This is a genomic window from Mycetocola sp., assembly GCF_025464835.1.
Lineage (GTDB): Bacteria > Actinomycetota > Actinomycetes > Actinomycetales > Microbacteriaceae > Mycetocola_A.
Genome location: NZ_JAODMP010000052.1, coordinates 33485 through 46412, shown reverse-complemented (window position 1 = coordinate 46412; position 12928 = coordinate 33485). Strand labels below are relative to the sequence as shown.

The following is a 12928-nucleotide window of genomic DNA, read 5'->3' as shown; positions in this document are numbered from 1 at the left end:
TGGTGGCCGATACGGCTGGAGAACCCCTGCGAGGCCGCGAGACCCCGGACAAAGTGCCCCCGGCAGGATTCGAACCTGCGACCAAGAGATGAGAAGCACCGCGAGACCCCGGACAAAGTGCCCCCGGCAGGATTCGAACCTGCGACCAAGAGATGAGAGCACCGCGAGACCCCGGACAAGGTGCCCCCGGCAGGATTCGAACCTGCGACCACGAGATTAGAAGGCTCCTGCTCTATCCCCTGAGCTACGGAGGCGGGCAGAACTCAGAATACCGCAGCGACCAGAGCCTCTCCCACAGGGCACTTCCACCGCACCTGTTCCGAGCCGGGCGAGGAGGGTCGTAGGTCGCAAGTAGCATTGGGGTATGAGTAATGTGAGCGACCGCCTGGTATGGATTGACTGTGAAATGACCGGGCTCGACCTCTCCGTCGATGAACTGGTTGAGATAGCGGTGGTGATCACCGATTTCGACCTCAAACCGATCGACGACGGAATCAGCATCGTCATCAAGCCCGATGCCTCCGCACTGGAAAACATGGGTGAGTTCGTGACGAACATGCACCGCTCCTCAGGACTCCTTGAGGAGATCCCCAACGGTGTCAGCCTCGCGGATGCCGAATTCCAGGCGCTCGAGTACATCCTCAGCCATGTCCCCGAGGAGCAGAAGGCACCGCTCGCCGGTAACTCCATCGGAACCGACCGGGCGTTCCTCGCGAAGTTCATGCCTCGGCTGGATTCCCACCTGCATTACCGCAACGTCGACGTGTCGTCGATCAAGGAGCTGGCTCGGCGCTGGTACCCCCGGATCTACTTCAACGCCCCTGCGAAAGACGGCGGCCACCGTGCCCTCGCCGACATCCTCGAGTCGATCCGCGAGCTCGCGTACTACCGCGAAGCAGCGTTCGTTCCGCTCCCCGGGCCCACGTCCGACGAAGCCAAAACGGTGGCAGCGGCAGTGGTGAACAACTACACCGCAATTGTGTAATAGACTCTCATAGTCGCAATCGCACGGCTTCGGTCGAGCGGTGCACATGGTGGGTATAGCTCAGTTGGTAGAGCGCCTGGTTGTGGTCCAGGAGGTCGCGGGTTCAAGCCCCGTTACTCACCCCAAGTAGTCTGCACCTGGTTGTGGTGCAGCGTCCAGAACGAAGCCGGTGAAAGCACATGGTCGACATGGATGCAGACACCTTCGAAGCGCTCGTCGGCGAGGTTTTCGACGACCTTCCCGACGACATGGTCGACGGCCTCGTCAATGTCGCCATCGTGATCGAAGACCGCCCCGAGGACGGCTCCCTCGACCTGCTCGGCCTGTACCACGGGGTCGCTCTCACCGACCGGGACCAGTACGGCTTCGGTGAACTGCCAGACATGATCAGCATCTACCGCGAGCCGCTCCTCAACGTCGTCGACGATACGGCCGAACTGCGTGAACAGGTGCGTGTCACGCTGGTGCACGAGATCGCCCATTTCTACGGAATCGACGATGACGAATTGCACGCCCTCGGGTGGGGCTGACGACCGAACTGTCGTTGCGGGGTTAGCCTGAGGCCGTGACAGTTTCAGGGTGTACCCAGTGGGCGTAGCGCGCGTGATCGGCATCTTCGCGGGCACCGTGGTGATCCTCGGAATCGGGGTCTACGGACCGGCGACGCTTCTGGGCCCGCTGCCGGCGGCGTCCGTCTCGCGGATCACACTCGACGAACCGGAACCCGCCACGCCGCCCGCACTCCCGACGGTGGGCGCCAGCGCCATCACCCGCTCTGCATCCGAAGCCCCGTTCGCCTCGGCCGGAGGCGCCGAGGCTATGCCGATGGCCAGCATCACCAAGACAATCACAGCGCTCGTGGTCCTCGACCAGCACCCGCTCGGGGAGGCCGCGCAAGGGCAGATGGTTCCCATCACGAGCGACGACTACCTGTCGTACATCGACTACCGGGATGCCGGAACCCGCACCGTGACCGTTTACACTGCGGATGCGTGGACCGAGCGGCAGATGCTGCAAGCGATGTTGCTCGGGTCGAGCAACAACCACGCCGACACCCTTGCGCGGTGGGCGTTCGGATCCGTCGACGCCTACGTCGTCGCCGCGAATGCCTGGCTCGCGGAAAACGGTCTCGCCGACACCGTCGTGGCCGACGCCACGGGGCTCAGCGACCGGAGCGTCGGCACGGCCGCGGACCTGGCCCGCCTGTCTGCGATCGCGCTGGAGACACCGGCGATCGCTTCGGTGCTGTCCGAACCCGTGACTGGCTTACCCAGCAGCCGTGGCGTCATCAACACCACGACGTACATGCCCGAGAACGGGGTACTCGGAATCTCGCGCAGCTACACGGATGCCGCCGGCATCTGCCTCCAGTTCGGTCTCGATGTGCACGTTGAGGGTGCCGAGAAACCTCTCAGGGTTTACGGCGCGTTCCTCGGCCAACCCGACTGGGACACCCTCGATGCCGGGATGCTGGCGCTGGTGGAGAGCGCCAAAGCCGGGGTGTCGGCTCAGCCCGTCCTTGCCGAGGGCACTCCCGTCGTGACCCTGACCACGGCATGGGGCGACACGGCGAAGGGAGTCGCCGGGCTCTCCCCGGAGTCGTTGCGCTGGGGGCAGACCGCGCCGACGATCACGGTCGACACCGACCCGGTGACGACCGGCGGTGCCGGCGCCACAATCGGGAGCATCCTCGTGGCGGACGGCTCAGGAACTGAGCAGTCCGTGTCGTTGAAGCTGGATTCCTCGCTTTACGACCCTGACTTCCTCTGGCGGCTGGCACATCCGGGTATTCTCATCCCCACCTTGATCGACTCGTTCTGAGCCGACGTCTGGCGGTCAGGGTAGGCGGAGGCGGATGTCCGCGGCTTCTCTCGGCGACTCGTCGGCTAGAAACTCGGAGAATTGTCGTTGCCAGCCGTCCCAGTGGGCGTCGAAGCCGCCGTTGTCCCTGGCCAGCGCCCGTTGCTTGCGAACATCGTCATCAGCGTCCAGCCAGATCCGCATCGTCGCGAGAGGTGCGTTGAGGCGGGAGAGCGCGCCGCAGCCTTCGAGAACGAGCGAGCGATTGCCAGGTACGGTTTGCCATTCGGCGGGCCTGCCGGCCACCCAGTCGTACCGTTGCCAGCGGGACTGCACCCCGCGCCGCCGGGGCTCGAGCAGGAAGTCGTGCACATGGCGGCTTGCCGCGGCGAGCCCGTCCCAGCCCGGGTAGATGGCGTCCATCCGCACGATACTCACCGCGCCCGCCCATGCGGCGACGAGCGCGTCTGCGAGAGTCGACTTGCCGGCTCCGCTCGGACCGTCGAGAAGGACGGTCTCAACGGGCGAGGAGCGGCGGGCAAGGATGAGGGTTACGGCGTCGCCGATGCTGAGTAGCACGGGATGCCCTGTGCTCACCGGGTCATGACTGGTCAAGGATGAAGCTCCAGGTTCCGGCGAAAACCGCCGCGGCGACGGAGGATCCGGCGATGACGACCCCGATGGCGAGAAGAACGGCTTCGGCGAAACCGAACCGCGAGGGCCGCGCCCAGGTCCTCGGGGTGTCGGATCCGAACCCCTTCGCTTCCATCGCGGTCGCCAGTTTGCTGCCTCGGCGGATCGCCAGAACAAGAAGGGCGAAGGCCTGGGTTCCGAGGCGCACGAGCACATGGGCGTCGCCGACACCACGCGCACGCCGCGCCTGGCCGAGCGCACGCCAATCGTCCAGAAACAGTCCGATCATCCGCATCCCCGCGAGACCGCCGAGCACGAACCGAGCTGGCAACCGCAACACCTGCGCGAGACCGTCGGCGAGGTCGGTGGGATCGGTGGTGGCGAACAGGACGATGCTCGGCAGCCCGATTGCCAGGACCCTGAGCGTGATGGCAAGGCCGAGGCTGAGCGAGCCTTCTGTGACCGAGATCAGTCCCCACGCGAGCAACAGCGCGCCGCTGTCCTCCCCGTAGAGCACGGTCGTCAGCCCGGCGAAAGGGGCCGCGAGCCACAGCGGTGCGGTCCGCATCCAGAACTGGCGAGCTCCAAGCCCTGACCAGAACAGCAGGATGCTGACGAGCACCAGGGCGACGGACGCCGACACGACGTCGATGGACAGCAGGAGACTGACGCTGAGGAACACAGCAACAGCGAGCTTCGCGACCGGGTTCACCCGTGCGATCGCGGAGTCGCGGATCTCGGGAAGGAGTGCACTCATGCCCTCACCCCGGTCGTCGCCCCAAGAACGAGCTCGCGGTCTGCGAACGCCTCGACGAGTGAGAGATCGTGGGTGACCGTGACGACTGAGCTGCCGCCGTCGACCAGCTCGCCGAGCAGCGAGACGAGCTCGCCCCAGGTGACGGCATCCTGACCGAATGTCGGCTCATCGAGAAGCAGCACCTGCGGTCGCGTCGCCAGCACGGTCGCAACCGACAGCCGGCGTTTTTCGCCTCCGGACAGTGTGAACGGGTTCGCGTCGGCGAGGTGGGCCAGGCGCAGCCGCTCGAGCAGATCGTCGACAAGGGAGGAGGTCTCGCTCTTCGCCAATTTCAGAGCGGTCGGCCCGATGGCGAGTTCTCGGCGCACCGTCGGGGCGAGGAACTGGTGCTCTGGTTCCTGGAAGACCGTGCCGAGCCGGGTCAGCAGGGCGCGAGACCTCCAGCGGATCGGTGAGGGAGGCAGCCCCCTGGCCAAGGCGTCGGTTGCATTCAGGGCTCCGCTGACCGGTGCCAGCAGCCCGGCGAGGGTCAGGGCCAGCGTCGACTTGCCCGTCCCGTTCGCGCCGGTCACGGCGGTTCCCGTGCCCTCAGTCAGCGTCAGGTCGAGATCGGATGCCGCAACCGCCGGAATCTTGGAGGCGAACGGCGTCCGGCCGACCGAGAGCCCGGCAGCCTGCAGCAGGTCGAGCCCCGGCGACGCCCGATCCGGACGTGCCGCCACTTGCGGAGGAATCCCAGGCACCCAGACGCCGGCGGCGGCGAGGCGTGCTCCTTCCCGCTCGAGCACGCTATCGGGATGCCCGTCGGCGAGCACGCCGCCGGCGGGATTCAGGACGATGACCCGGTCCACCACATCCCGCCAGACCGCTACGCGGTGTTCGACGACGACCAGCGTCGCCCCGGTATCGGTGATCACCCGGTCGACGACGTCACGGATCTCCCGCACACCACCAGGGTCGAGATTCGCTGTCGGTTCGTCGAGGAGCAGAAGCCCCGGCTGCATGGCCAGGACGCCCGCCAATGCCAGCCGTTGCTTCTGACCGCCTGAGAGGTTCGACGATGAGTGGTTCAGCGGCAGGTCGAGGCCGACAGCATCCAGTGCCCACCGCACCCGCCGCCAGATCTCATCCCGCCCGATTCCGAGGTTCTCTGCCGAGAACGCGACGTCATCACCGATCCGCGCGAGGACGATCTGCGAATCAGGATCCTGAAGGACCAGGCCCGCCCGGCCGCGCGCATCGGCCGGCCGTCGTCCGTCGAGCTGGATGGAGCCGAACTCGTCGCCTTCCTCTTCGCCGCCGAGCACCCCGGCCATCGCCTGAAGCAGGGTCGATTTGCCCGCACCAGATGCCCCGAGGAGCAGCACCCGCTCCCCCGGCTCGATGTCGAGGTCAAGACCGGAAACAGCCGGAGCGCCACGGCCTGCGTGCCGCCATCCCCAGTCCCTGGCGCGCACGTGCGCGCCAGGGACGGAATGAACGGGAAAGAGGGCGGTCATTGACCGCCGGTGTCCGTGATTGTTCGGGCCTGCCTGCCGGAGGCGAAGCGGCTCAGGGCCCCGGTCGCAGCGAGTCCCCGAACAGCGAGCCAGGAAAGAAGCCCGGCCAGGAACACGCCTGACACGATGGCGCTGACGACGTAGGTGGTTTTCGCCGCGACGTCGAGCGCTGCGTAGCTCGAGAATGTCGTGTCGAGCAGGCCGACGGCGAGGCCGGTAGTCGCGCCGGCGAGGAGAGCCACGCCGATCCGCCAGTTCGCGTAGAAGAACAGCGCGAAGACGATTTCCGCACCGATACCCTGCACGAGACCCCAGATCAGGGTTTCGAAGCCCCAGACGGTTCCGATCAGCGCAGAGACCGCAGCGGCCACGAGCTCGGTGTAGAGCGCAGCGCCGGGCTTGCGAATGACCAGACCGCCCAGGACGCCGGCGAAGAGCCAACCACCGGCGAGCAGGCCGCCGAGCCCGGGGGTGAACGCGAGCGCCGCACTGAGCGGCCCCCAGGCGAGGCCCCATGCCCAGAAGATCACGCCGGCGGCGACGCCGAGGACGCTGGCGACGACGATGTCGACGACGCGCCAGCGAAGGTTTCGCCGCTTCGGGCGAAGCGACTGGGGAAGTGGTGGAGAGGTACCGATAGTTGAATGCACGAAACGCGCCCTTCTGTGGGCACGGGTGACGAGATAGTCTGCCTCCCTGCGCTGGCATGACCCAGATCAGGTTCGACGGTCGAAGATTACGGAATCTTCCTCTCAGCCCGGTTCACCGGACTCCCGTGCTACTACCGCCAGTCTAGTTACTGGCGCCAGATCGCGCGATCCTCACTTCTTCAGCGCGCGGATGATGAGCGACAGAGCCTTGCCGACGACCCACACGAATGGGATGCCGATGGCGACGAGAGAGACGATATTCGGTTCGAATCGCAGGCCTTCGCGGGTCTTGATGTACGCGCCGATCGGCATGGCGAATCCGCCGCCCCCTGCGCCGGAGCCGGCACCGTTCCCGTGCATGGTCGCTGACGAGGCGTCGCCTTCGCCTTCCGCCTCACCGGCGCCGAAGCCGTACCAGGCCAGGGCGACGGGCACCAGCTTCTCGCCGTCGACATCAATGGGGTTGCCGTACACGGTGGTCACTCCGACTGCTTTGAAAGAGTCGGCCAGTTCGAGCGCAAGTTTTGTCATATCGTCACGCTATCGGGCTGCGCCGGAGCGGCCAAGGGGTTGCATCGGATCTCAGTCGCGCGGTGCGCGGGTCCCGCCTGCCGTCTCTCCGCTCGGTCGGGTCAGCATGGATGCACGGCGCACCGCTGCTCCGCCGAATCGAGCCCGCAGGGAGTCGATTGTCGTCTCGGCCTCCCGCCACTCCTCATCCGGGTCCCACAGTGCCGCCATTTGGCCTTCACCGTCGACGAGCTGTTCAGCGCGCACCCCGACCAGCCGCACCGGACGGCCGTCCACGCCGAGGGCGGTGAACAGATCGTTCGCTTCCTCATACAGCCTGCGGCCGACGTTGGACGGTTCGGTGAGCGTGTGCGATCGGGTGAGGGTGGTGAAGTCGTCGAACCGGATCTTGATGGCAACGGTCCGAGCCAGAAAACCGGCTTTGCGGAGACGGACTGCGACCTGGTCGGCCAGCCGCAGCAGTTCAAGGCGCAGCCGGGCCTCGTCGGTGACATCCTCGTGGAAGGTCACCTCGTGACCGATGCTCTTCTCCGTGGTCGCGGTGACGACCGACCGCGGGTCGCGCCCGTGTGCGAGATCATGCAGTTTGATGCCCGTCGTGTCTCCGACGGCTTTCCGCAGAGTGGCGAGCGGGGTGTCTGCGACGTCGCCGACGGTGTGCAGCCCGATGCGCAGCAGCGATTCCTCGGTCTTCGCTCCGACTCCCCAGAGCGCTCGGATCGGGAGCGGATGCAGGAACGCGAGGGTCTCAGCGGGAGGGATGACGAGCAACCCATCCGGTTTCGCGCGACCGGATGCCACCTTCGCGACGAATTTCGTCGCCGCTGCGCCGACAGAACAGGTGAGACCGGTTTCGCGGTGCACCCGCTCGCGGATCAGCTGCCCCACCTGTGCGGGCGACCCAAGCAGCCGGCGGGCGCCTGACACATCGAGGAACGCCTCATCGATGCTCAGCGCCTCAACGAGCGGCGTTGCATCGCGGAAGATGCCGATCACCTGGCGGGAGTAGTGCGAGTACCGCTCGTGATGCGGAGGCAGAACGACGGCCTGTGGGCACAGCCGCATCGCCTTCGAGACCGGCATCGCTGCCGTCACCCCGTAGCGGCGAGCCTCGTAGGTCGCGCTCGTCACGACGGAGCGCCCCTCGGCATGCCCGATGATCACTGGTTTGCCACGGAGTTCGGGATAGTCGAGCAGCTCGACCGACGCGAAAAAGGCGTCCATGTCGATGTGCAGGATGTGAGCGCCATCGTCGTTCACGGCGGAGACCTGCCTCGCGCTGCCGTCCTGCTTGCTCATACATCAATTCTCCCACAGTGCCGCTGGTATGCGAACATACGTTCGACACACGCGGTTGCACTCGAGCGCGAGTCGACGCTCGAGGCACGCCCCCTGGCCACACCGATCATGCCCTGCCGGGACGGCACTCCGGCACCGGTTCCGGCGCGTGGGGCCCGGCCTCTTCACACGTTCCGCACGCTTTCACACGGCGCGCCGGGTGTTTCGGTCCAGAACGAGTGAAGGGAAGGCGGCGGCGTCTGTCGCTGTCGCTCACTCCGAGTCGACTGCAGCTGCTGCCTTGCCACGCCGGTACCGGCTCAGTAGCAGCACTTCCACAGGAGCGGTGAGCCCGATGGCGCGAAGAACGGCGAACCAGTTGCCCGTGGCGAGGCTGACCTACAGGCCGGCGCCGAGCACGAGAGCCGATTAGCCCGCTCCGACCACCGACACCAGCTGTGTCGGCCGTCCGGATGCCGCGCGATCAGTCATACGCGCAGCTTAGACGGAAAGGGGTACCCGGATGGAGGGCACCCGTCCGCTCGTCTCCTCACACGTTCCGGCCGGTTTCACGCGGTGCGCCAGGCGTTTTCGTCCAGAACGGGTGAAGTGACGGGCGACAGTCGCGGGATGCCGTGCCACTCGGGCGCCGACTCCCCCACGCATTTCCTCATCCGTTCCGGTCCGTTTCACGCGGTGCGCCGAGCGTTTTCGTGCAGAACGGGTGAGGGGGCGGGCTGCTGCATCAAACGAGGGCGACGACGACGGGTTTCAGCCACTCCCGGAACGCCACCGGGTCGTCGCGGAGCGCCTTGCTGATGACCACGGTGTCCGGTGCGACGACCCACGCCCCTGAACCGCGCACCGGAAGCACTTCGAAGTCCAGGCGGAACGAGCCGCTTTGACGTCGCAGTTCGAATTGCCGCCGCTGGACGAGTTCATAGGCGTCGGCGAGGGGGTGATCCCGTGCGGCGACTGTGCGGAGGTACTCGGCGTGGCGGTCCTCGACCCATGTCATCGCCTGGTCGTAGCAGTTGTAGACGAGCTCCTGGAGTTCGAGGGCACGATCGAAGACTTCGAAGTGCGGGGGTCTGACCTGGCTGATGAACGGGCGGGTGGCTCGTCGCACGATGCCGGCCCACCAGCCGCGCCATTGGGCTGCCAGTGCCTCCGTGTCGATGCCGCGCAGGTCGACCGGGTCCAGCGGCGGGGCGGCCGGCGGGATCTGCTCTTCGCAGATGGCGCTGAGCTCGCCAAGTTCTCGGAGGGCAAGCGCGAGCAACAGATCTCTGGGACAGTCCTCGGTGATCTGCCAGCGAATCGAGCCCTCGACCAGCATGGGAGCATCGTACGCCCGAAAAAATCACCGGAGAAGACTGCAGGCTGGCAGCCTCCTGCGAGAAAAACGGCAGGGGTGATTCCCGGCGCGAACACCGGCAATCACCCCTGCCGGATGGTCAGCCGGCGGCGCGCTCGAGCACGAGTTCGCGCACCCGTGCGGCGTCTGCCTGGCCTCGCATGGCCTTCATCACGGCACCGATGACGGCGCCGGCTGCCTGCACCTTGCCGTCGCGGATCTTCGCGAGGACGTCAGGCTGGGAGGCGAGAGCGTCGTCGATCGCGGCGATAAGCGCGCCGTCATCTGACACCACAGCGAGCCCGCGGGAATCGACGACCTCCTGCGGGGAGCCCTCACCGGCGATGACGCCTTCGAGGACCTGTCGCGCGAGCTTGTCGTTAAGGGTGCCCGCCTCAACGAGCGCAGCGACCGCAGCCACGTCCTGTGCTGAGACGAGGGCGGATGCCTCGACGCCGTTCAGGTTCGCGATCCGGCTGATCTCCCCCGTCCACCACTTGCGGGCCGCGGCGGGCGACGCACCGGCGGCGACCGTTTCGGTGATCTCGACGAGGAGCCCGCCGTTGACGACGTCCTGGAACTCGAGGTCGGTGAAACCCCACTCGGCCTTCAGCCGGCGCCGACGTTCAGCGGGCGGCTCCGGCAGAGCCGCGCGGAGTTCCTCGATGAGTTCAGCGCTCGGCTGAACCGGAAGCAGGTCCGGTTCCGGGAAGTACCGGTAGTCGTCCGCGTCGCTCTTGGGCCGTCCCGCACTCGTGCGGCCGGTGTCCTCGTGCCAGTGCCGTGTCTCCTGGATGATCGTGCCGCCGTCGGCGAGGATCGCCGCCTGTCGCTGGATCTCGTAACGGATGGCGCGCTCGACCGACCGCAATGAGTTCACATTCTTGGTCTCGGTCCGGGTTCCGAGCGGCGCGGGCGGCTGACCCTCAGGTGTGCGTGGGCGGAGGGAGATGTTCGCGTCGCAGCGCAGGTTTCCGCGTTCCATCTTCGCGTCGGAGATCCCGAGAGAGACCACGATGTCGCGGATGGTCGAGACGTACGCTTTCGCGAGCTCAGGGGCATCCGCTTCGGCGCCGTAGATGATGTCGGTGACGATCTCGACGAGGGGAACGCCGGCACGGTTGTAGTCCACGAGTGAGTATTCGGCGCCCTGGATCCGGCCGGTTGAGCCGCCGACGTGGGTCAGCTTGCCCGCATCCTCTTCCATGTGGGCGCGTTCGATCGACACGGTCACGAGACGGCCGTTGGGCAGCTCGACGTCGACGGAACCACCGAACGCGATCGGTTCGTCGTACTGCGAGATCTGGTAGTTCTTCGCCAGGTCCGGGTAGAAATAGTTTTTGCGCGCGAAGCGGGATGACGGAGCGATCGAACAGCCGAGGGCAAGGCCCAGGCTGATCGAGTACCGCACGGCCTGCTCGTTGACCACGGGCAGCGCACCGGGCAGGCCAAGGCACACCGGCGTGACGTTCGTGTTGGCATCCGACCCGAAGTCGTTCGGGGCGTGCGAGAACATCTTGGTCTTCGTGTTGAGTTCGACGTGGACCTCGAAACCGAGCACCGGCTCGAACAGTTCGAGGGCCTTGTCGTAGTCCATCAGGGCGTCTTTAGCCATTATTTGCCTCCCAGTGCTGGAGCCTGCGAGATCAGCGTGTGACCCCACTGTTGCTCGAGCAGAGCTTCGATTGCCGCGCCGACGCGGTAGAGCCGGGCGTCTTCGCGCACCGGTGCCATGATCTGGATGCCGACCGGCAGGCCGTCTTCGGGGGCGAGCCCGATCGGGACGCTGATGCCGGGGACTCCGGCGAGGTTCGCGGGAATGGTGGCGACGTCGTTGAGGTACATCGCCATCGGGTCCTTGAGCTTCTCACCGAATTTGAACGCCGTGGTGGGTGCGCTCGGGCTGATGAGCACGTCGACCTGAGCGAAAGCGGCGTCGAAGTCACGCTGGATGAGCGTGCGAACCTTCTGTGCGCTGCCGTAGTAAGCGTCGTAGTAGCCGGCGCTGAGGGCGTAGGTACCGAGGATGATCCGTCGCTTCACCTCAGGGCCGAATCCGAGTTCACGTGTCGCCGCCATGACCTGTTCGACGGTGCCGCCTCCGTCCGGCTGCACCCGCATGCCGAATCGGACGGAATCGAACTTGGCCAGGTTGGAGGAGGCCTCGGCCGGGAGGATCAGGTAGTAAGCGGAGACGGCGTACTCGAAGTGCGGTGCCCTGACCTCGACGACCTCGGCTCCCTGCTTCGTGAGGAGGGCGACGGTCTCATCGAAACGGCTCTGCACGCCGGCCTGGAAGCCTTCGCCGGAGAGCTCTTTCACGACGCCGACCCGGAGTCCCTTGAGCACGTCACCGCGGGCGCCATCCCTGGCGGCCTCGGCCATCGACGGCCAGGCATCGGTGAGCGAAGTGGAGTCGAACGGGTCGTGCCCGCCGATGACGTCCTGCAGCAGCCCGGCGTCGAGGACGGTCCGGGTGACCGGTCCGACCTGGTCGAGGCTGGAGGCGAGAGCGATGGCGCCGTAGCGGCTGACGGCCCCGTAGGTAGGCTTCACGCCGACCGTGCCGGTGACGTGCGCAGGCTGCCGGATGGATCCACCGGTGTCGCTGCCGAGTGCGAGGGGCGCTTCGAATGCCGCGACCGCCGCCGCAGACCCTCCACCGGATCCGCCGGGGATCCGGCCCAGGTCCCACGGGTTGCGGGTCGGCCCGTATGCCGAGTGCTCGGTCGACGACCCCATGGCGAACTCATCCATGTTGGTCTTGCCGATCGGGATGAGTCCGGCTTCACGCGCCCGCTTCACCACTGTGGCGTCGAACGGCGACATGTAACCTTCGAGGATCCTGCTGCCGGAGGTAGAAGGCATGTCGGTGGTGACGAGGACGTCCTTCACGGCCAGCGGGACGCCGGCCAGCGGGCCGAGCTCCTCACCTGCTGTGCGGCGATCGTCGATGCGACGAGCTGCGTCGAGAGCATGGTTTGAGACATGGAGGAAGGCGTGCACGTCGTGGTCGACGGCATCGATCCGATCCAGGTGCGCCTGGGTGGCTTCGACGGCGCTGATCTCACGAGTCTGCAGTTTCTCCGCCAGGCCGGCGGCGGTCAGTCGGATGATGTCGCTCACTACTGCTCCTCGCCCAGGATCGCAGAGACCCTGAATCGGTTGTCGTCGTGCTCTGGGGCGTTCTGAAGCGCCTGTTCGATGGTGAGCGTCTCGCCGACCACGTCTGGGCGGAACACGTTCGACAGCGGCACAGGGTGACTGGTCGCCGGAACGTCCGGGGTTGCAACCTGCTGCACCTTGGCGATGCTGTCGACGATCTGGTCGAGTTCGGTGGTGAGACTCGAGATCTCTTGGGGAGTGAGGGCAATGCGGGCGAGGTTCGCCAGATGCGCCACCTGCTCCTCAGAAATTTCAGACATGGGACTCCGTCGG

Annotated in this window: 13 protein-coding genes, 2 tRNA genes and 1 riboswitch; of the genes, 4 read left to right on the top strand and 11 right to left on the bottom strand. The window is 66.4% G+C overall.

What is annotated here, in order from left to right:
* Positions 1-181 precede the first annotated feature (181 nt).
* A tRNA-Arg gene (locus tag JWP90_RS06685) sits at positions 182-254 on the bottom strand.
* Between the two features lie 110 nt (positions 255-364).
* Here JWP90_RS06685 and orn point away from each other — a divergent pair.
* From orn to JWP90_RS06665, 4 genes are all read left to right on the top strand, one after another.
* On the top strand, positions 365-985 hold the full coding sequence (gene orn / locus JWP90_RS06680) for an oligoribonuclease (RefSeq protein WP_297361447.1): 621 nt from the start codon (positions 365-367) through the stop codon (positions 983-985).
* Positions 986-1034: 49 nt separating this feature from the next.
* Positions 1035-1110: transfer RNA gene (locus tag JWP90_RS06675), tRNA-His, on the top strand.
* A gap of 54 nt (positions 1111-1164) precedes the next feature.
* Entirely contained in the window at positions 1165-1515 is a 351-nt protein-coding gene (locus tag JWP90_RS06670) for a metallopeptidase family protein (protein WP_297361445.1), read from the top strand.
* Between the two features lie 58 nt (positions 1516-1573).
* Entirely contained in the window at positions 1574-2806 is a 1233-nt protein-coding gene (locus JWP90_RS06665; RefSeq protein WP_297361443.1) for a D-alanyl-D-alanine carboxypeptidase family protein, read from the top strand.
* Positions 2807-2821: 15 nt separating this feature from the next.
* Here the strand turns inward: JWP90_RS06665 and JWP90_RS06660 are convergent, their stop codons facing one another.
* The 10 genes from JWP90_RS06660 to gatC all read right to left on the bottom strand — a co-directional run bounded on the left by JWP90_RS06660 (position 2822) and on the right by gatC (position 12915).
* On the bottom strand, positions 2822-3400 hold the full coding sequence (locus JWP90_RS06660) for an ATP-binding protein (protein ID WP_297361441.1): 579 nt from the start codon (positions 3398-3400) through the stop codon (positions 2822-2824).
* Positions 3387-4175, bottom strand: coding sequence for an energy-coupling factor transporter transmembrane protein EcfT (locus JWP90_RS06655; RefSeq protein ID WP_297361439.1), 789 nt, complete (start codon positions 4173-4175; stop codon positions 3387-3389). Before JWP90_RS06655 ends, JWP90_RS06660 begins: the two co-directional genes overlap by 14 nt.
* Positions 4172-5674 carry an ABC transporter ATP-binding protein gene (locus tag JWP90_RS06650; protein ID WP_297361437.1) on the bottom strand — a complete coding sequence of 501 codons (1503 nt, stop codon included), beginning with the start codon at positions 5672-5674 and terminating at the stop codon, positions 4172-4174. The genes JWP90_RS06655 and JWP90_RS06650 overlap by 4 nt, the downstream gene beginning before the upstream one ends.
* Positions 5671-6324 carry an ECF transporter S component gene (locus tag JWP90_RS06645; RefSeq protein ID WP_297361433.1) on the bottom strand — a complete coding sequence of 218 codons (654 nt, stop codon included), beginning with the start codon at positions 6322-6324 and terminating at the stop codon, positions 5671-5673. The genes JWP90_RS06650 and JWP90_RS06645 overlap by 4 nt, the downstream gene beginning before the upstream one ends.
* Before the next feature lie 25 nt (positions 6325-6349).
* A riboswitch (TPP riboswitch) is annotated at positions 6350-6461 on the bottom strand.
* A 34-nt stretch (positions 6462-6495) separates the two neighbouring features.
* A complete protein-coding gene (locus JWP90_RS06640) occupies positions 6496-6855 on the bottom strand; it encodes a hypothetical protein (protein ID WP_297361430.1) in 360 nt (119 codons plus the stop codon).
* Positions 6856-6906: 51 nt separating this feature from the next.
* Positions 6907-8154, bottom strand: coding sequence for a DNA polymerase IV (dinB, locus tag JWP90_RS06635; RefSeq protein ID WP_297361427.1), 1248 nt, complete (start codon positions 8152-8154; stop codon positions 6907-6909).
* 724 nt (positions 8155-8878) lie between these two features.
* Positions 8879-9472: a hypothetical protein gene (locus JWP90_RS06630; RefSeq protein WP_297361423.1), complete on the bottom strand. Its 594-nt coding sequence runs from the start codon at positions 9470-9472 to the stop codon at positions 8879-8881.
* A gap of 118 nt (positions 9473-9590) precedes the next feature.
* Positions 9591-11105: an Asp-tRNA(Asn)/Glu-tRNA(Gln) amidotransferase subunit GatB gene (gene gatB, locus JWP90_RS06625; RefSeq protein WP_297361420.1), complete on the bottom strand. Its 1515-nt coding sequence runs from the start codon at positions 11103-11105 to the stop codon at positions 9591-9593.
* Entirely contained in the window at positions 11105-12616 is a 1512-nt protein-coding gene (gene gatA, locus JWP90_RS06620; RefSeq protein WP_297361417.1) for an Asp-tRNA(Asn)/Glu-tRNA(Gln) amidotransferase subunit GatA, read from the bottom strand. Before gatA ends, gatB begins: the two co-directional genes overlap by 1 nt.
* Positions 12616-12915, bottom strand: a complete 300-nt coding sequence (gene gatC, locus JWP90_RS06615; protein WP_297361414.1) for an Asp-tRNA(Asn)/Glu-tRNA(Gln) amidotransferase subunit GatC — start codon at positions 12913-12915, stop codon at positions 12616-12618. Before gatC ends, gatA begins: the two co-directional genes overlap by 1 nt.
* Positions 12916-12928: the final 13 nt, after the last annotated feature.

Excerpts from the sequence above, each read along its gene's own strand:
- JWP90_RS06630 (WP_297361423.1), bottom strand. The coding sequence starts at position 9,472 with ATGCTGGTCGAGGGCTCGATTCGCTGGCAGATCACCGAGGACTGTCCC.
- gatB (WP_297361420.1), bottom strand. The coding sequence starts at position 11,105 with ATGGCTAAAGACGCCCTGATGGACTACGACAAGGCCCTCGAACTGTTC.
- JWP90_RS06650 (WP_297361437.1), bottom strand. The coding sequence starts at position 5,674 with ATGACCGCCCTCTTTCCCGTTCATTCCGTCCCTGGCGCGCACGTGCGC.
- JWP90_RS06640 (WP_297361430.1), bottom strand. The coding sequence starts at position 6,855 with ATGACAAAACTTGCGCTCGAACTGGCCGACTCTTTCAAAGCAGTCGGA.
- JWP90_RS06670 (WP_297361445.1), top strand. The coding sequence starts at position 1,165 with ATGGTCGACATGGATGCAGACACCTTCGAAGCGCTCGTCGGCGAGGTT.
- JWP90_RS06655 (WP_297361439.1), bottom strand. The coding sequence starts at position 4,175 with ATGAGTGCACTCCTTCCCGAGATCCGCGACTCCGCGATCGCACGGGTG.
- dinB (WP_297361427.1), bottom strand. The coding sequence starts at position 8,154 with ATGAGCAAGCAGGACGGCAGCGCGAGGCAGGTCTCCGCCGTGAACGAC.
- gatC (WP_297361414.1), bottom strand. The coding sequence starts at position 12,915 with ATGTCTGAAATTTCTGAGGAGCAGGTGGCGCATCTGGCGAACCTCGCC.
- orn (WP_297361447.1), top strand. The coding sequence starts at position 365 with ATGAGTAATGTGAGCGACCGCCTGGTATGGATTGACTGTGAAATGACC.